Genomic DNA, 18,484 nt, shown 5'->3' with positions numbered 1-18,484 from the left:
TTTAAAACCCTATCTCATATCGGTCAATAAATGGCAGTGATTACGCATACTAGATAAACATCATTCGAACCCTTCAGAGGGATCCTCTACACTCAGCGTAATGTAAAAAAGTTGTAAATTTAAAAGGGCGAATTGCCGCCCGACTAAGTCTCATGAGGTAAAATGATGTCTGACAATAATGCTGCAATCAATGAAGAGCTTACGATGTTCAAAGACATGGTATTGCGTTTTATGGACCAAGAAATACTGCCCCATTATTCAAAATGGGAAGACGACCATCATATGCCTCGTGAAGTGTGGCATACCATGGGACGAGCGGGAATGTTGCTTGTTGATATGCCTGAAAAGTATGGGGCAGCTGACGCTAGCTTTGATGTTTGTCAGATGATTCAAGGAGAAATGTGTCGTCTCGGTCTGCACAGTTTAGCAACGGGCTATAATATTCACGCCAATATTGTTGCGCCCTATCTGTTAAACATCGGAACCGAAGAACAAAAAGACTACTGGTTGCCGAAAATGGCCACAGGGGAAGTGCTTACCGCACTAGCAATGACAGAGCCCAATGCAGGCAGCGATGTGGCAGGCATGAAAACTAACGCTGTAAAAGAGGATGATAGCTACATTCTCAACGGCTCAAAGGTGTTTATCACCAATGGCAACCAGGCCGATATGATCATTGTTTGCGCCAAGACCGACCCAAAAGCAGGTGCTAAAGGGGTGTCGTTGTTTTTGGTCGACACCAGTCTTCCTGGGTTTTCTACCGGAAAACCCATTCACAAAATAGGTCAGCACAGCAGCGATACTGGCGAACTCTTTTTTGAAAATATGAAAATTCCAGCTAACGCACTATTAGGCGAAGAGGGACGTGGGTTTGCCTATTTAATGCAGGAGCTACCCAGAGAGCGCTTGGGTTGCGCAGTGCAAGCTATTGGCCATGCACAAGGTGCACTCGACCTTACCATCGATTACGTAACCCAACGCAAGGCGTTTGGTCAAACAGTAGGGCAATTTCAAAATACGCGGTTTAAATTAGCCGAATGCCAGACTGAACTTGAAATGTGTAAAGCGCTTTTAGAAAAACACATGGACAAGTTTAGTCGTGACGAAATGACGGTGACCGATGCAGCGATGCTTAAATTGGCAGCCACCGAGATGCAGCTAAAAATGGTGAATGAATGTCTGCAATTATTCGGCGGCTATGGCTATACCGATGAATATCCTATTTCACGTTTTTATCGTGATGCTCGGGTACAAACCATTTATGCAGGCAGCTCCGAAATTATGAAAGAGGTCATCGCAAGAGGGATGTTAGGGCGTTAACTTGTGTCATTTATGAGCCCGCTTATTTTGCGGGCTTCATTTTTTTTACGATTCTTTTATGGTGCTTTTATAATTCTTTTATAACGACTCCGGCATGCTTGCCCAATCGATTTATCAGCGCATCACCGAGTGCTGAGGCGGGGGTCCAAAAGCCACCTTTTACATCGGGGATATCTTTTGCCAAGCAAAGCGAGGCTTGCGAAAGCATTTTTGCAGTACTGCCATATCCTGGGTCTTTGTCACCGGTAACTTGTACCACCTGTCTCTTGCCATTGTTTAATTCAGCATAAAAGCGCATGTCGAACATGCCGTTTTCTTGATCTTCAACCGATGGGCCTTCACCAGGCTTTGGTAAAATGTGATTTGCGAGTAAATTCCTTATTGGCGCAAAACTGGCCGCCCCTACAAATGCACCTAAACCAAGGGTAGTTATCCATGCCGTGCTTGCGGTTTTACTCGACATAGCTTCATCGTATTTGAAGTCTTTGCCATACATGGTACCAAGCAGTTGATTACTGCGATGAACAATACGCTCGTTAATGGCAGCCATAACAAAGGGCATTGTCCAAATACCAAGGTCGTTGTCGTATTCTGCTTTTTTATGATTTTTTTGGCGTAAATGAAAAGGGTGTCCAGCATTGCAAAGCATGTAAGGGTTTACCAAAAGCTTTCTAAGGCTCGGGTTGTCACTGGCCTCTTTAAGTACGTTTAACATGCTTGCGATAGTGCCTCCAGATGCTGCGCCTTTAAGCTTATATACCCGCATCTTTATTTGCGTGGCAGGGCTTTCCGTTTTTTCGATAGCGCTTCGCTGGGAAAAATAAACCCCTAAATCTGATGGAATTGAGTCGAATCCTGAACAGTTAATAATACGAGCTCCTGAGGCTTGTGCCTGAGGTTCATATTTATCGAGCATTGCTTTTATCCATTGAGGCTCACCGGTTAAGTCGCAGTAATCTGTGCCGGTGCTTGCGCATACTTTTACCAGAGTCTCACCGTATAGTGCATAGGGCCCCACAGTGGAGATAATAACCTTGGTTTTCTCGCACAACGCGGTAAGCGCGGTTTCGTCGCTGGCATCAGCAACAAAGTGAGGGACTGATGCTAAGCCGTGCTCTTTTTTTAATGCGAGAAGCTTTTGCTCGTCTCTTCCTGCAATAGCCCAAGAAAAGGTTTCTTCAGCGTAGGTAGCAAGATAGGAAATCATAATTTTGCCAACGAAGGAGGTGGCGCCATATAACAGTATGTCGAATTCTTTTGTGGGCGTAGTCGTGTTCATATTCTTCTTATAATGATGTGGTTGTAAAATCTAGGTACGAATATTTAAGCTAGGTCAATTTCTCCACTTTTCTATCTACTCTACTTGCCCTGCTGAGGGCGAAGAGCCAGCTTTCCTTGCTCAACAGATAATGTGATGGGAATACTAGAGAGAAGGTTAACCGTTTTATTTGTTGTGTCTAATTTATACACGGGGTTAGACACTAAGTAGCCATTGATAAGCTGCATTACTTCTTTGCTTAAAGGTGCGAGGTTGCCTTTATATCCCGCCGCATCCACAGTGCTATCAAGCAACGACAATGAGTGAACAAAAATCGCTTTTTTCTCACTGTCATAATAAGGGGTGCCTTCTAAAGACAAGCGTATTTTAGCGGGATAGCTAAATCCAAACGCGTTTATGCTGGCTGTGGCGTCGGTGCCTAACTGAACAACATCTCTTCCTTCGGGGCCAATGTTTACCGATATATCGTTCACCTCTAAGAGCAGAGGGATACCCGCGAGGGAGGCTTTTTGTTGAAGTTTATCTAGCTGACTACCTAATACCTGCTCTACATCTGCATTTGAAACCGTATACACAGATAGCTGAGAAAGTGTTGCGCACCCATTCAAAAATACAATGGCGGCCAATAGGGATAAAAACTTCATTACGTTTACTCTCTTCTTACATTCAGGATGTCACATAGTAGACATTAAAGGCTGTGTGAGGTCTACCTTTTAACGTCATATGGCGTTTTCCTATTAGCAGCGAGACTCGGGTGAACCTCAATAAAAGACTCAAAGTTACAGTGGTTACGAAAGGATTTTTCAATTGCGAAATTGTCTTAATTTGAAATTCTCAAAATGAAAATCGCGATTTCGGTTTTACAAAAAAGCAATAGAGTGGCCAGGATTTTCAACAAAATATAAATTTTAAGTATCTGTTTTAATGTATTTATTTTGAAGTTTTCACAGTTTTGAAAGCAGTGCGATTTTACTGGCATATAAATTGTTACCACAGTAATTAACATCCTTTTACTGTGAGTAATTCAATGAAAACACCTTTTAAGCCGACAGCTGCAATGTTATTGGCGTTCTCATCGCTTCATGTGTCTGCTGATGCTTTTGACACGTGTCCTTCTCAAGCCTTTTTGATGCAAGATACAACTGCTCAGTTGTACGGTGTTAACTTAGTCACAGGGAACGTTGATTTACTTTCAAGTAATCTTGGCACCAACAATCGAATTAACGGGTTTGGTTTTAGTAACCACGATAGGTATTTATACGGCTGGGGGTATGAAAGCAAAACGATTGTGCGAATTGGTGACGATTTTCAAATAGAGCCGTTAAACCTGACCAACAAGCCCGGGGCCGATTTCTTTGTAGGGGATGTTGCGCTATCAGAAAACGCCTATTACCTCTATAAAAAAGGCAGTAAGTATGGCCTTTATCGCGTTTCACTCGATGAGAACGACGACAGCTATCTAGATATGCAGCAGGTAATAGATGGTGCCTCTCTTTCAATGCTTATTTACGATTTAGCATTTCACCCCTCTGATGGTTTTGCGTATTCCGTAGACAAATACGGAGACTTATATCGTATTGACGTTGCTAACGGCAGTAAAACTAAAGTAAGTAACGTAGGGCAAAGAGGTACTTTTGGTGCTGTGTATTTCGACGTTAATGGCACTTTCTATATCAGCCGAAATCAAGATGGCAATGTTTTTAGAATTGACGTAGCGGGAGCTAACCCCAAAGCAGAGCTTTTCGCTTACGGGCCAAGCTCGGGTAACAACGATGGCGCTCGTTGCGCAATGGCGCCCATCATTGATGAGTCGATTCCAGCGACAACGGATTTTGGCGATGCGCCAGACACTTATCTTACGTCATTATCAAGCAACGGAGCCAGACATGGCGTGGTAGATGGGATACACCTAGGTAACGGGGTTGATGCTGAGTACGACGCCCATGTTTTCCCTAATAGCGATGAACTTACAAACGCTGATGAGGACGGGGTTAACTTTATTACCGCGTTTGAAGCGGGTCTTGAAAGTTTCATGCAAGTCTCCGTAGAAGGTGACGGCTATTTAAGTATGTGGGTTGACTGGGATCAAAACGGCACGTTTGAAGCCAGCGAACAATTAATTGCAGATAAAAGCCTAACTACCGGCACGCACTTTATTTTTGAAGACACGCCGCTAGGGGTAACCTCTGGTGTTACCTGGGCACGGGTACGATACACATCAACCAGTGGTGTTGGTGCCAGTGGTGGAGTAATCGATGGTGAAGTTGAAGATTATCAGGTGGCCGTGGTCAATCCTGGCAACAGTTTAGTTAATAACACTCCTTACTTTTTAGCATTTGAAGACAACTGGCCTGAAACCGGAGACTATGACTTCAATGATGTGGTGATCCGCTTGGACTCATCAATGATTGTGTCACAAGAAAGTACAGTGAAAAAACTGAGTCTTTCTGGTGAGTTAACCGCAATGGGGGCTTCGTATAATAACGGCTTCGCTATTCAACTTGAAGGCATCACTAACGAAGATATCGATAGTGACAGTATTCGATTCAGCATTAATGGAAAAACGGTGAATACTGCCTTGTTAGAGGATGGAACAGACAATGCCGTGCTTAAGATCAGTGACGATTTATGGAAGCACGTCACTGCTGGCGGCTGCTGGTTTTATAAAACTGAAGAGGGATGCACTTCTCAGTACGAATTTAAATTTTCAATCTCGCTGCAGCTTAACCGTGACATAAGTTTAAATAGCTTTCCGCAGGCACCCTATAAACCGTTTATTTTTGCAACGGAAAATACGCCTCATGGAGACGCTTTTGCAAACAATCCTGGTAGGGGGCTAGAGATTCACCTCAAAAACAAGTCGCCTACTTCGCTGGCAAATATGAGTTATTTCGGATTAGCCGAAGATGCGTCGGACGTCTCAACATCAACGACATATCAAACAGAAAATGGCTTACCTTGGGCAATAGCGATAAATGCAAGTACGCACACTAACTGGCTACATCCTCAGGAGTATGTGGATATTTTAAAAGCCTATCCTAAGTTTTCAGATTTTGTGACCACCAATGGCGAAAAGAATCAGTCATGGTTTACAAAAGAAAATGCCGACTCAACTAAAGTGTATTCTTACTAAGGGGCTACCAATGAAATATCTTTTACTCGTACCAACAATAGCAATGTTAGCCGCGTGTGGCGGGGGCGGCGGTGACTCGTCTGTATCAACAAGCAGTGGCACTGCGCAAGCTGCGCCACCTGCAGCTAGCACTCCTTCTCCGGCTACGACACCACCACCTGCGCCTGAGCCAGAGTCTAATGATGAACCTGAAGTGATGGGAGATCTCATTAGTGATGAAGAGTTTGATTTTATCGGCGAAAGCAGTCTCACTTTAGCGTTGGACAATAATACCGATGCACCAAGGGTATACCTCAACGTGTGCAACGACTTTTCGACGGTTAATGGTGAGGTAAAGGTGAACTATAACACTTGCCAACTTCGCACCACTTTGCCGTCTGGCTCTGCTGAGTACCAGTTGACAATAGGTGGTGATGTTGAAAACTTAGTGGCTCAAGTGTGGGTTGTTGAAGAAGGAGCGATGCCTATCAACTTCTATTGGTCGGCGTCAGAAGATGATGCTAACTGGGCAATAGTCGTCAATTAATCAGCAAAGCGCCTGTAATAACTGCAGGCGCTTAATGCTATTATTCTTGATGAGCACGTTTCATTAACCAGGCATAGGCCGTGGTGAAAGCCGGCTCTTGAAATTGTTTTAACCCTGTATCTGAAAATGGCACTGCAACCGGATTTCTGCGCAACGATTCTTTAATTTCAGTGGGACCAAATACAACAACCTCTAGCCCATCTATTAATTCAATAGCCGCTTCAAGCTTAAACCCAATGGCACTTCCAGCAAATTTGCCCTTACTCTGGCGCTGACGAATAACGACAGCATCAATTTTGTAGTCGGCCATTAATTTTTCAAACGTACTTTGAAAACTTTTAAGACCTTTCGCACTGGTATCGGCCAGCGTTAAACGGCGGGTTCGGCAGTCAGGTACATGAAACAAGCCGTCTATTAATGACAAAAGACATACTGTCGCTTCATTACCTTTTAGATCTACACCACAAACTTTCATACTATTTCCTATTGATATCAGCACACCATTATAGCCTGTTTCAGTATACTTGAAGAGCTATGTCTAAAATTTTCATCCATCAACCGCAAGGTGCAGATAAAAGTGGGTGAGGGTCGAGAAAAGAAAGGGGCTATTCTAGCTCAATAAAATCTATTGCCAAGTGCATCGCCAACGCCCCCTCTCTTCCTTCAACTAGGTCGTAAAGAGAATATTGGTCTAATTCTGCAATGAATTTAGCTGTTGCGTCCTCAAGAATCGTTCTTAATCTGCAGGTGGGGGAGATGACGCATTGATTGGTTGGTGAAGCAAAGCATTCAGCCAGTGCAATATCTTCTACCGTAAGTCTGAACACTTTCCCAATATTAATATCTTTCGGCTCTAAGGCTAGCCTGATGCCGCCACCACGCCCTTTAGTGCCCAAGATATATCCGTGCTCAATGAGTAAAGAGATAACTTTTTTCAAATGGTTGTATGAAACAAAGTATGCATCAGCAATCTCACTGGTTTTCACCGTTCTATTTTTTCGTAAAGCTAAATAAATAAGAACGCGAAACGCCAAGTTAGTAAACGTGTTTATTTTCATATGTCATCTAAAAATCCGATTGCTGTGATTTCTAAATTTTACCGTAATGGATAAATTAAATATATATTTAGAATATACTTTATTGTATATTTTGTTCTAAGATATATTTTTATGTAATAAGGTGGCGTGATAATGATGATTCTTGGTTACATTGCAGCTGTACTCATGGGGTTGGTACTAGGCGTAATAGGCGGAGGTGGCTCAATACTTACCGTTCCCATATTGGTCTACTTAATGGGAGTTACTCCAGATGTAGCGACTGGATATTCATTGTTAATCGTCGGTGCTACGGCAGCCTATGGTGCAGTGCGCTATTTCAAAGAAGGCTTGGTCGATGTGAAGTCTTCCATATTGTTCGCCATTCCCTCCATTATAGCGGTCTACCTATCTCGTGCTTACCTAATGCCCGCAATACCAGAGACCATCGAGTTTCAATCAATATCGATAGATAAAAATTTGGGCATCATGGTGTTGTTCGCCTCTTTGATGCTGGCCTCTGCGGCAATGATGTTGAAAAAAGCGTACAGCAAAGCAGGTCCCGCCAAAGAAAATACTGAAAATACCTCTCCCAATATTGCACTCATTGTCGTAGAGGGAGCGGTTGTTGGTTTGATAACTGGAATACTTGGTGCCGGCGGCGGTTTTCTTATCATTCCAGCACTCGTTCTAATTTTAGGAATGCCCATGAAAAATGCCGTGGGTGCTTCTCTATTTATCATTGCACTCAAGTCGTTGCTTGGCTTTGTTGGCGATTTACAAACCGGAATTCAATTGGAGATGCCTTTGCTGCCACTTATGTTGGTTGCGACGTTTATTGGGATGGCAATCTCCACAAAAGTAGCGGGGAAACTAGATGGTGCAGCTTTACAAAAGTTCTTTGCATTTTTCACTCTAGTTATTGCCGTTTTTATTATGTCAAAAGAGCTTCTTTAAGGGGAATACCATGAACGTTGAAACATTTTACGACAACAAGACAGCAACATTCACATACGTACTTTTCGATCCCATTTCCAAAGAATGCGGTGTTATAGATTCGGTTGCCGATTACGACATTTTTTCAGGTCGAGTATCGATGGAAAGTGCCGATAAAGTTATTGCATTTATTAATGATAAACAGCTTATTAATCAATGGATTTTAGAGACCCACGTACATGCAGATCATATAACAGCAGCGCATTATTTAAAGTCAAAAGTGGGTGGCAAAATTGGCATTGGCTCTGGAATCAAAGAAGTTCTGGATACGTGGTTAGACGTTTTCGAAATTTCAAATGACACGCCAAATGATGGCAGTCAGTTTGATGTTTTATTTGAAGAAAGCGATACGTTTAACATTGGTGAATATGAAGTGACGGTATGGCATACGCCGGGTCACACACCAGCATGTGCGAGCTTTCTAGTCGACGGGAAGATTTTTGTCGGTGATACCATGTTCGCGCCGAACTTAGGTACAGCGAGATGTGATTTTCCGGGCGGTAGTGCAGAGCAACTTTATAACACCATTCAACGCTTTTTTACTCTGCCCGAAGAGACCGTTGTCTTTCTTGGGCACGACTACCCGAAAGAAGGTAACGAACCACTCTCTACCCTATCCATCAAAGAAGCAAAAGAAACCAATAAGCAAATCCGCCCTGATGTGCCTTTAGCAGAATACGTTGAAAAACGTGAAGCGAGAGATGCAACCCTCGCTGTACCAAAGCTACTGCTGCCCGCCATTCAGGCGAACCTGAGAAATGGACAATTTGGCGCACCTTCAAAGAGCGGTAAACAATTTATCAAAATTCCTGTAAACGCTATTTAGGAGGTGGAATATGAAATACGCTAATGTTACACAACAGCTTTCAGTTTCACCCCAAATTTTAGTTGAAGATATAGAGGCAATTAAAGCTGCCGGGTTTAAGTCAATTGTTTGCAATAGGCCAAACGGTGAAGGCGCAGATCAGCCTACATTTTCTGAGATAGAAGCGAAAGCAACCTCTGTGGGTATTCCCTGCGTTTATCAACCCGTAGTGAGTGGGAAGGTAACAACGGAAGATGCCGTAAAATTCGAAGAAAACCTACAAAAATTGGAAGGGCCTGTTTTTGCGTATTGCAGAACGGGGACTCGCTCCATATCGTTATGGGCTATGACCGCAGTCAAAACCTTATCATTTGAAGAAGTACTGTGTTTATCTCAAAAAGCGGGTTATGACTTAAGTGGGGTGGTAAGGCGACTTAAAAACGGTGGAGAAACGCCCACTGATCATGCTGATTACTCCCATGCGGTAGTTATTGTCGGTGCGGGGGCAGGTGGCGTTGCGGTGGCATCGAGCCTCAAAGCACGATGTCCAGAGCTCGATATTGCTATTGTTGAGCCAAATGAGGTGCATTATTACCAACCTGGATGGACGCTTGTTGGGGGCGGTGTATTTAACGCAAATGAAACTGTTCGAACTGTTGCATCGGTCATTCCACAAAATGTGAAATGGATAAAAGCAGGAGTGGCAGCGTTTTCTCCGAAAGAAAACATGATTGTGGTCGATGGATGTAGAACAGTTAAATACGAACACCTGGTCGTGTGTCCTGGCATAAAGCTCGACTGGAGCAAAATTGCAGGACTCAGCGAGGCGCTTGGTGAGAACGGCGTCACCTCTAACTACCGGTTCGACTTAGCGCCCTATACATGGGAGCTAGTAAAAAATCTCAAAAAAGGGAAAGCGATATTTTCTCAGCCGCCAATGCCAATAAAGTGTGCTGGTGCACCTCAAAAAGCCATGTACCTATCGTGTGATCACTGGCTTAAAGAAGGCGTACTGGATAAGGTTGATGTTCAATTTTATAACACGGGAGCGGTTCTTTTTGGGGTTAAAGAGTACGTGCCCGCCTTAATGGAATACGTTAAAAAGTACAATGCAAATCTTAACTTTGAGCACCAGTTAGTAAAAGTTGACGGTAAATCAAAAGTAGCATCATTCAAAAATGTTGCGCAGCCGGATGCTCCGCTTGTGGAGACTGAGTTTGATATGCTCCACGCAGTGCCTCCTCAGTCGCCACCCGATTTTATTAAAGTAAGTCCGCTTGTAGATAGTAATGGCTGGATAGATGTAGATCAGTCGACGTTGCAGCACAAATCTTTCGATAACATTTTTGCCCTAGGTGATGCGACAAACTCACCCAATGCAAAAACAGCAGCAGCTGCTCGTATGCAAGCACCGGTAGTCGCAAATAATTTGCTGTATGAGCGCGGAGTACAAACGGGTAAGGCGATATACAACGGTTACGGAAGTTGTCCACTCACGGTGGAGCGAGGTAAAGTCGTACTCGCAGAGTTTGGCTACGGTGGGAAGATTCTAAATAGTATGCCTTCATGGGTCATTGATGGCACAAAACCATCACGCCTTGCATGGTACTTAAAAGAAAAATTGTTACCGCCGATTTACTGGGAAGGAATGCTTAAAGGACGTGAGTGGATGGCAAAACCTAAACCACAATCACCGCAATAGTTTTTCTGTTCTCATACTGCACAACATCCGGTCGTTAAATAGTTTAGCCTCCGGATGATATACATTATTTAGCCTCATAAATTAATAACTTCATAAACGAAAATTACCGAGATTTTGTAGACACTTATAAAGGTTATGCATTAGGCATGGGCAGAAATATTCTACTAAGTATGTCGGTTCAATTTAGGTAGAACCTTATGAATGCAAATGCATCAAGCAAAGTAAATAGCTTTCGAATTATTGCCGCCGCAGTGGTATTGGGGGTTCTCGCTACAGCCTTCCTCGATATTATCAATTACTTACAACATGTTGTTTTCAATAAGCCGTTAACTCGATATGAATATATCGGGCGATGGGTTATCTATTTGACTGACGGTATGTTCTTTCATCAATCCATCAAGGCGGCAGAGCCTCGAGCAGGCGAATTATTGCTCGGCTGGATAGGCCACTACGGAATCGGGGTTGCCTTCGCAGGGCTTATGTTAGCGTTTACCGGTTTAAAATGGATACAAGCGCCTTCACTCTTACCTGCTTTTATTGTGGGTCTTGCTACCTGCAGCATTCCTTTTTTTATTATGTACCCTGGAATGGGCTATGGTATCGCCGGATTATCAACGCAGGCCCCTACCATGCTTCAATCGAAAGTGTTGCTATCTCATTTGATTTTCTCGGTTGGCCTTTACTTAGCCGGGCGGCTAGTTGAAAAATTGTTAGTCGGCAAATGGAAAGGAAAGACGGTTGCACGATAACTATTGATTTACACCAAAAATTAACAGCTCTCCAATTGGCCAAAATTTTTAATAAGGGCATCTATTGTGCAGGTGGGGCCAGGTTTTGAACACTCTAGTGAACATGATTTCGCAGTCACACGACTGGGGACGCTTTATGAATATCGCTATCATGGATACACAGTATCGCCACAGCTGCACGTAGATTATCACTTTGGGCACGGTAGCTCAGTGGTAGCTGGTTTAGCATTGGGCTTCGATTTTTAATCGCTATTATTTCAAATCTACATCCAACTGCTGATAATTAACTCCTTTTCCTAAAACAAAACTAGGCACTTCATGCAGCAAAATAATAGATTTGCGCGCTTCAAGCCATGGCGATATCCGGTCATAAATACGTTTGGCCATGGTGTTATCTAGCCCATTAAATGGTTCATCTAATACAACCATGGCGGGGTCTCTGAGTAATAGCCTTGCAAGGCACAAGCGCCTAGCTTGCCCGCCTGAAACCTGTCCCCCGCTTTCACCAAGCCAAGTATTTAGGCCCTCTGGAAGTGCATCTGCCCATTTAAGAAGCTCAACCTTAGCGAGAGCATCAAATACTCTTTGTTCATCTACATCCTCAAGACCGAGCGTTAAATTGTAGTAGAGGCTTCCCGATAATAAGCTAGGAGATTGCTCAAGATAACTACAAACCCTGTATAAACTTTTTGATGAAATTGCAGTTAAAGAGTGCTCATTAATCTCTATGTTAACGCCGGGTTGAACTGCAGGAGTAAGCTTAAATAAAAGCTTCGCAAGTGTGGATTTGCCGGCGCCTGAACGACCCGTTATAAAAAGTGGTTTAGTATCAGTAAGGGTAAAAGATATCTCTCTTTGGAAACTTGCCGGAATAGTGGAGAGGTTATTTACTTTACACGCTATCGCTTGTATGTGGTTGATATGGGTTAAATCCGTTTCAATTTCTGTGGACGCCAGTTTTTTGAGCCGCTCACTTGCATATTCTGTTTTTCCCCAAGTGCTAAATTGCTCCGGTATGGTTTGCAGCAACTCAGATACTCCAATAAATAAAAGCGCTAACATAATGGCGGTGGGGCCTTCAATTATTTCATTGCCCACCGCCCAAAGACCAGAAAAGAAAACCGCGCTAAGCGCAATACCAAAAAGGCTGTCGGTGACAAACTGTAGTTTAGCCACGCGCTTTTGTAATACACAGTGATGCTCTTCAAACAGTGATAATTCAACGAGAGTATGGGCTTGATGTGCAGCCATCATATCTTGGCTAGATAAAACAAACGCTCCTTTTATATGGCTTATTAAAGACTCTCTCGTGCGATTAAGTTGAGCAATTGAAGCTTTCGCAGCACCTCTAGTCTGTGAAACAGAATATCTGATCAGCAACATCCAAGAGAGTACTGCTGTAAGAAAAAATACAGCGGCAAAATCAAACCAGATAAAGCATAAAAATGCACTGACCAATAAGATGACTAACCCTGTAGCAAGTGTTGGTATTGTATAGCGAATTAAAATACCGTCTAAGGCATCTAGGTCTGAGGTAAGACGGCTTAACCATTCACTGTCGCAGGTTTGTCTTATTTCGTGAAGCGGCTTGTGGGAAAGCGCTTTAAATATTGTCACTCTATACGTAGCGATAAGCCGCAAAATTGTGTCGTGATTATAAAGCCTTTCGATATAGCGGCCGACAGTTCGACTCAAGGCAAAGTAACGAATACCTGAGCCTGGCATATACATATCAAGTTTTACAATCAAACCTGCACTTATAGCTAGCCCTGCTAGTGCAGTGGCGGTAATTAGCCAGCCTGATAGAGCCAGTAGCCCAACTCCTGATAGCATGGTTAATAGCGACCAAAAAAGACCAATGAAAAGTCGCTTACGTTCGCTCTGATAGATTATCGATAGCCAAAACTTCATTGTTCGTTTTCAACCTTTTTGGTTAGGTCAATATGGATATCGGACATCGCTATTATCATTGGATCGTGGGTCGCAATAACGATCAGAGCCCTTTCTTTGAGTTCTTTAACAGCGTCATTTATCAAATCTTTACTTTTAAGATCTAGGCTCGCAGTAGGTTCATCTAGCAAAACTATTTGAGTAGGGTTAAGCAACACTCTGGCCAAAGATATCCTTTGCATTTGACCGCCTGATAGGCCTTGACCATGCTCACCTAATACGGTGTCTAGTCCTTGATGCTTAAGGGTGATCTCATTCGTCAAATCGAGTTTGTCTAAAGCAGTCAGCATTTGAGCTTCGTTGGCATTTGGAGCCGCTATCGCAAGGTTGTGTCGGATGCTAGCATTTTTAATCCACGTTTTTTGCGGTAAGTAGGCGATGGAATGCGTGTTTTTAAGGGATAAGTTCACTTCCCCCGAAATAGGGTGAAGATAACCTGCAATTGTGTTTAAAAGGGTGGTTTTACCGCAGCCAGAATCTCCTGAAAATACGAGCAAACCGCGCTTTGAAATGCGAGTGGTAACACTGTTGTTTAATGGCAAGTGAGACCGGTAGCCCACCACAAGATTATGCAGTTCAAGTTTTGCATCATGCTCAGATAGCGTAACCTTGCGCGCATCACTGTTGCCGTACTGCTCTTCTTCAGACTGCAGGTGGGATAACGATGCTAGTATATTGTTGGCAGCCCCCACTGCACTGGCTTTGTCATGGTAGTAGGCTGATAGGTTTCGCAGTGGCTTAAAAAATTCTGGCGCTAACAGTAAGATAGCAAGCCCTGAAAATAAACTAAGCGACTGAGCGGGGCCCCAGTCAATAGCACCATAAAGTGAAAAACCGATGTAAATGGCTAGGCTGGCAATGGCCACACTGGTAAAGAACTCAAGCACAGTAGAAGATAAAAACGCAAGCTTGAGTGTTTTCATAACAACGTGCCGATAATTATCTCCCCGGGCTGCTACTTCGTCCGACATGGTTTGCTGGGCACCCAATAAAGAGATGGTTGAAAGGTTGGCAATGCGATCAAGAAAATGCCCGGCGAGACGTTGTCGAAGCAGTGAATACTTTTCGTTTATATGCTCAGCGCCCATACCGACTAAAATCATAAATAGCGGAATGAGTGGAGCAGAGACGAGCAGCAATATTGCGCAAAGCCAATTTAAATAGCCAACGACGATTATAATCAACATTGGCGACACAACAGCAAGCATCTGCTGAGGCCAGTAACGTGAGAAGTAGCCATCAACAGCTTCTATGTCTTCAACCCATTGCGATGCAATAGCCCCGCCTGAGAGGGTTTGCAACGCAATGGGGCTTGTCTTATTCCAGCGATTCAGTAGTGTGGTGCGAATACTGCGTTTTACTTGCGCGCTTGCATCTTGTGCAAGATTACTTTGTTGAAAACTAAGCCATGGCTTAACCATACTTACAATGACTAGTAGTAACCAAGGTACCCATAAACTAGATAAGCTAGAGTCATCGACGAGTACGCTATGCGCTATAAAGGCAAGCAGCAGCCATTGCGCAATCATAAACAGCGAGGCTCCGCCCCCGAACATAACAGAGCGGTTAAGTAGAGCACGCTGATTAGTGACTTCCTGTTTAAGGAACTGGGCGCCTGATATGTTTGTCATATCAGGCGCAAGAGCGGGCTTATCTTTCATAATTTAGTGGTAACCTGCGTCGCCCACTTTTCCTCTAAATACCCAATATGTCCAGCTTGTGTATGCCAAGACAATTGGGATGACAAATAAGAAGCCAAGTAAAAGGAATAGCTGTGAGTTGTATGCTGACGCTGCATCGTAAATAGTAAATTTAGGTGGCACAATGTAGGGCCACTTACTTGCTAGCAAGCCTAAATAGCTAAAGAGGAATATTCCCATGGTCGCTACAAAAGGCATGCCGTCCTGTTGCTTTTTCACTGCGCGAAGAACAATAACTGCACAAAATAATGCAAGTGCGGGTAACGCCCATATTAGGCTTATGCCATCGAACCAACGTGTCATTACCGAACTATCAACAAACGGGGTATATACACAAACCGCAGCAAAAACTGCCATTAAACCCATCAAAAGTTTTGGCGTTATTTTATAGGCCCACTGTTGAACTTCACCATCGGTTTTCATAATTAACCACGTACTACCTAAAAGCGCGTAGCCGATGACGAGGCCAAAGCCGGTCAGCACGGTAAATGGAGTAAGCCAATCTAGCGGGCCTCCTGAATATGCAAATCCTTCGGTTTCAAATCCCTGAATGTAAGCACCTACAACTGCCCCTTGCGCAAACGAAGCAACGAACGAACCGACAGAAAATGACCAACTCCAGAGGTATTTAGAGGTTTTTGCTTTAAACCTAAATTCGAACGCCACGCCTCTAAAAATTAACCCTGCAAGCAGTAGAAATACGCCTATATATAAAGCGGGCAAAAATATGGAATAAACTAGAGGAAAGGCGGCGAGTAAGCCAGCGCCTCCCAATACAAGCCATGTTTCATTGCCATCCCATACAGGGGCGACAGAATTCATCATTTTGTCCCGTGCTTTTTCATCTGGGGCAAAGGGGTAGAGGATACCTTGTCCCAAGTCAAAACCATCCATGAGGACATACATCATGATGCCAAAGCCAATTATGCCGGCCCAGATTAGTGTTAAATCAAATGTTTGTTCCATAATTATAAGTCTCCATCAATGGCAACATGGCCTGCAGAAAAAGGACGAGCCGGTCTTTCTATTTCATCCATCTCGTGAGGTGCATTGGCTTTTTCTAAGCCACCTTTGAAAACTTTAAGGAGGTAATAGATGCCTGCACTGAACACCAATGCATAAACTGTGATGTAGCCAATTAATGAAAACAGTGCCATACCGCCTGTAAGTGAAGGCGTTAGGCCTTCTGCGTGTGTCATTTGACCATAAATAAGCCACGGTGCACGGCCGGCTTCAGTCACTACCCATCCTGCCAGTACCGCTAGAAATGGACTAATACTCATCATTCTTAAACCCTGCAAAAAGGCAGGAGAGGTATAAATTTTACCGCCTCTTCGAAAGATAAGTCCCCAGAAACCAAATACCACCATAAGAAGGCCTAATCCCACCATAACTCTAAAAGACCAGAATACGATAAATACAGGAGGTTGCTCTTCAACAGGAACCGCTTTTAACCCTGGTACTTCACCGTCCCAATCATGAGTAAGCACATAACTTGCTAGTTTCGGTATCTTTATTTCAAAATGGTTTTTTTGCTCTTCTTTATCTGGAATGGCAAACAACAATAGTGGAACACCCGTACTTGTCTCCCAGTTTCCCTCCATTGCAGCCACTTTAGTGGGCTGATATTTCATTGTGTTTAAACCATGGAAATCGCCAACCACTGTTTGAAGTGGCGCGAGAAACAGTAAAAACCAAAGTGCGACTGATAGTGCCTTTTTATTCGCTTCTAACTCACGTTTTTGCAATATAAACCATGCACTTACACCGGCAACAACTAGGGCGGCCGTTAGGAAAGAGGCCAGTGCCATGTGGGTGAATCGATAGCCAAATGATGCGGTAAACAACGCATCAGCCCATGACTTCACGTGGTACATGCCGTTAATAAGCTCTAAGCCGTCTGGCGTTTGCAGAAGTGAGTTAGCCGATAGAATCCAAAAAGAAGAGATGAAGGTTCCCGTTGCAACCATAATGGCTGCAAAAAGGTGAACACCTTGGGGTACTTTGTCTCGCCCGAAAAGTAATACTCCCAGAAATGCAGCTTCTAAAAAGAATGCTGTTATTACTTCGTAGCTTAATACCGGCCCTAAGAAGTTAGCAGTGGCATATGAGAAGTTGCTCCAATTAGTGCCAAACTGGAATGACATAACAATACCTGAAACCACACCAATGCCAAAAACTACGGCAAAAACTTGAATCCAAAACTTAGATAGTCGCTGCCATATCGGGTTTTCAGTTTTAAAATAAAGCGTCTCGAATCCTGCAATTGTACTTGCTAGACCAATTGTAAAGACGGGGAATATGGCGTGAAAGCACACCACAAAAGCAAATTGTATTCTCGATAAGACGAGGGGATCCAATTCCATAGCACAAACCTCTTTGTAAGATAATTGGCGATAACGTATTAGGTATCGTTCCCTCATTACCAGCCGGGAACCATACATTAAATGTACTACAATTTTCTTTTAATGTATATCTAAAATGCATATTAAAAGGTTGTATGAAGTTATAAATGATGTTGAAAAAACAACAGCGAAAATAAAGCTTCAATTCCTATGTTGTCACTTAGTTTCACTCGCATACGGAGCTCTGAAAGACTTCCTTAAAAAGCACTATTTTCTAAAACCGCTCCATTTAACCGTCCTGAGTCACCACTCTTATGAATATTGAATTGCCTGTATTCAAGTTGTAATTCTGTATCTTCACTAACGGCGATGGTGGTTGAAATACCCGGTGTACTCATGTTGTTTCGAGCAAACACACTTCGTCTGGCTGGCTCTTGAGAAATTAGATTGCCCGATGCAGCTGATGGTGCGGGAACATACACTAAAAGGAGTAACGCGATTGTTCCCGCTTTTTTGTTGAAGCGCATTTTATGCTCTACCGATTAGTGTTTACCGGCAAACTTTTTCTATGCCACTCATCCATACCGCCTGCTACAGAAAATACGTATCGATGACCCATTTCGTAGAGAGACTTCGCTGCCAACGCCGAGCGTCCACCAGATCTACAGATTAAATAGATACTTCGTTGGGCTAAATCCTCAATAGCATCTTTCTCTTCACAATGATGTGACAACAGCGGGTGACTACTTATCTTCATCTCAAGTAGCCCCCTTGGCATATTAACCGCTGCTGCGATATGCTCGTGTTGATACTCTTCGTTTTCTCTCACGTCGATTAAAATGACATCGGGTTGCGTTAACGCAATCATAAGGTCGTCCACGGTAACTTCTTCAACACAGGCCTTTACTTCACTAATGTAAACCTTTGGTGTTTTCATTGGATTGC

Annotated in this window: 18 protein-coding genes; 8 read left to right on the top strand and 10 right to left on the bottom strand. The window is 43.4% G+C overall.

Features of this window, described 5'->3' with window-relative positions:
* Positions 1-165 precede the first annotated feature (165 nt).
* Complete coding sequence (locus O9X84_RS06955) at positions 166-1,320, top strand: acyl-CoA dehydrogenase family protein (protein WP_269518944.1); 1,155 nt, start codon at positions 166-168, stop codon at positions 1,318-1,320.
* A gap of 67 nt (positions 1,321-1,387) precedes the next feature.
* Here the strand turns inward: O9X84_RS06955 and O9X84_RS06950 are convergent, their stop codons facing one another.
* Positions 1,388-2,599, bottom strand: coding sequence for a saccharopine dehydrogenase family protein (locus tag O9X84_RS06950; protein ID WP_269518943.1), 1,212 nt, complete (start codon positions 2,597-2,599; stop codon positions 1,388-1,390).
* Positions 2,600-2,679: 80 nt separating this feature from the next.
* A complete protein-coding gene (locus O9X84_RS06945; protein ID WP_269518942.1) occupies positions 2,680-3,243 on the bottom strand; it encodes a DUF1439 domain-containing protein in 564 nt (187 codons plus the stop codon).
* A 383-nt stretch (positions 3,244-3,626) separates the two neighbouring features.
* On the opposite strand from O9X84_RS06945, the gene O9X84_RS06940 reads away from it, so the two are divergent.
* Together O9X84_RS06940 and O9X84_RS06935 are read left to right on the top strand one after the other, a co-directional pair.
* The gene (locus O9X84_RS06940) at positions 3,627-5,732 is read left to right on the top strand and encodes an LruC domain-containing protein (RefSeq protein ID WP_269518941.1); all 2,106 of its coding nucleotides are present in this window, start codon (positions 3,627-3,629) and stop codon (positions 5,730-5,732) included.
* 10 nt (positions 5,733-5,742) lie between these two features.
* Positions 5,743-6,258 (top strand): hypothetical protein, encoded by a 516-nt coding sequence (locus O9X84_RS06935; RefSeq protein ID WP_269518940.1) that lies wholly within the window; start codon positions 5,743-5,745, stop codon positions 6,256-6,258.
* A 40-nt stretch (positions 6,259-6,298) separates the two neighbouring features.
* Here the strand turns inward: O9X84_RS06935 and O9X84_RS06930 are convergent, their stop codons facing one another.
* Positions 6,299-6,733, bottom strand: a complete 435-nt coding sequence (locus tag O9X84_RS06930; protein ID WP_032097312.1) for a DUF3010 family protein — start codon at positions 6,731-6,733, stop codon at positions 6,299-6,301.
* Positions 6,734-6,863: 130 nt separating this feature from the next.
* Positions 6,864-7,316: an RrF2 family transcriptional regulator gene (locus O9X84_RS06925; RefSeq protein ID WP_032097313.1), complete on the bottom strand. Its 453-nt coding sequence runs from the start codon at positions 7,314-7,316 to the stop codon at positions 6,864-6,866.
* A gap of 132 nt (positions 7,317-7,448) precedes the next feature.
* On the opposite strand from O9X84_RS06925, the gene O9X84_RS06920 reads away from it, so the two are divergent.
* From O9X84_RS06920 to O9X84_RS06900, 5 genes are all read left to right on the top strand, one after another.
* Positions 7,449-8,249 carry a sulfite exporter TauE/SafE family protein gene (locus tag O9X84_RS06920; protein ID WP_269518937.1) on the top strand — a complete coding sequence of 267 codons (801 nt, stop codon included), beginning with the start codon at positions 7,449-7,451 and terminating at the stop codon, positions 8,247-8,249.
* Positions 8,250-8,259: 10 nt separating this feature from the next.
* A complete protein-coding gene (locus O9X84_RS06915) occupies positions 8,260-9,114 on the top strand; it encodes an MBL fold metallo-hydrolase (RefSeq protein ID WP_269518936.1) in 855 nt (284 codons plus the stop codon).
* A 10-nt stretch (positions 9,115-9,124) separates the two neighbouring features.
* A complete protein-coding gene (locus tag O9X84_RS06910) occupies positions 9,125-10,795 on the top strand; it encodes a bifunctional protein tyrosine phosphatase family protein/NAD(P)/FAD-dependent oxidoreductase (RefSeq protein WP_269518935.1) in 1,671 nt (556 codons plus the stop codon).
* Between the two features lie 197 nt (positions 10,796-10,992).
* Entirely contained in the window at positions 10,993-11,544 is a 552-nt protein-coding gene (locus tag O9X84_RS06905; protein ID WP_269518934.1) for a DUF2938 family protein, read from the top strand.
* 66 nt (positions 11,545-11,610) lie between these two features.
* Positions 11,611-11,790: a hypothetical protein gene (locus tag O9X84_RS06900; protein WP_269518933.1), complete on the top strand. Its 180-nt coding sequence runs from the start codon at positions 11,611-11,613 to the stop codon at positions 11,788-11,790.
* Positions 11,791-11,796: 6 nt separating this feature from the next.
* Here the strand turns inward: O9X84_RS06900 and O9X84_RS06895 are convergent, their stop codons facing one another.
* From O9X84_RS06895 to O9X84_RS06870, 6 genes are all read right to left on the bottom strand, one after another.
* On the bottom strand, positions 11,797-13,455 hold the full coding sequence (locus O9X84_RS06895) for an amino acid ABC transporter ATP-binding/permease protein (RefSeq protein ID WP_269518931.1): 1,659 nt from the start codon (positions 13,453-13,455) through the stop codon (positions 11,797-11,799).
* A complete protein-coding gene (cydD, locus tag O9X84_RS06890) occupies positions 13,452-15,155 on the bottom strand; it encodes a thiol reductant ABC exporter subunit CydD (RefSeq protein WP_269518930.1) in 1,704 nt (567 codons plus the stop codon). The genes O9X84_RS06895 and cydD overlap by 4 nt, the downstream gene beginning before the upstream one ends.
* A gap of 3 nt (positions 15,156-15,158) precedes the next feature.
* Positions 15,159-16,160 carry a cytochrome d ubiquinol oxidase subunit II gene (cydB, locus tag O9X84_RS06885; RefSeq protein WP_269518929.1) on the bottom strand — a complete coding sequence of 334 codons (1,002 nt, stop codon included), beginning with the start codon at positions 16,158-16,160 and terminating at the stop codon, positions 15,159-15,161.
* Between the two features lie 2 nt (positions 16,161-16,162).
* Positions 16,163-17,560, bottom strand: coding sequence for a cytochrome ubiquinol oxidase subunit I (locus tag O9X84_RS06880; RefSeq protein WP_269518928.1), 1,398 nt, complete (start codon positions 17,558-17,560; stop codon positions 16,163-16,165).
* A 236-nt stretch (positions 17,561-17,796) separates the two neighbouring features.
* A complete protein-coding gene (locus tag O9X84_RS06875) occupies positions 17,797-18,066 on the bottom strand; it encodes a hypothetical protein (RefSeq protein WP_269518927.1) in 270 nt (89 codons plus the stop codon).
* Positions 18,067-18,074: 8 nt separating this feature from the next.
* Positions 18,075-18,476 carry a rhodanese-like domain-containing protein gene (locus O9X84_RS06870; RefSeq protein ID WP_269518926.1) on the bottom strand — a complete coding sequence of 134 codons (402 nt, stop codon included), beginning with the start codon at positions 18,474-18,476 and terminating at the stop codon, positions 18,075-18,077.
* Between the last annotated feature and the right edge of the window lie 8 nt (positions 18,477-18,484).

Origin of the sequence: Alteromonas sp. BMJM2, from assembly GCF_027257845.1 — a bacterium.
GTDB lineage: Bacteria > Pseudomonadota > Gammaproteobacteria > Enterobacterales > Alteromonadaceae > Alteromonas.
This window is presented reverse-complemented; position numbering and strand designations above follow the sequence as displayed.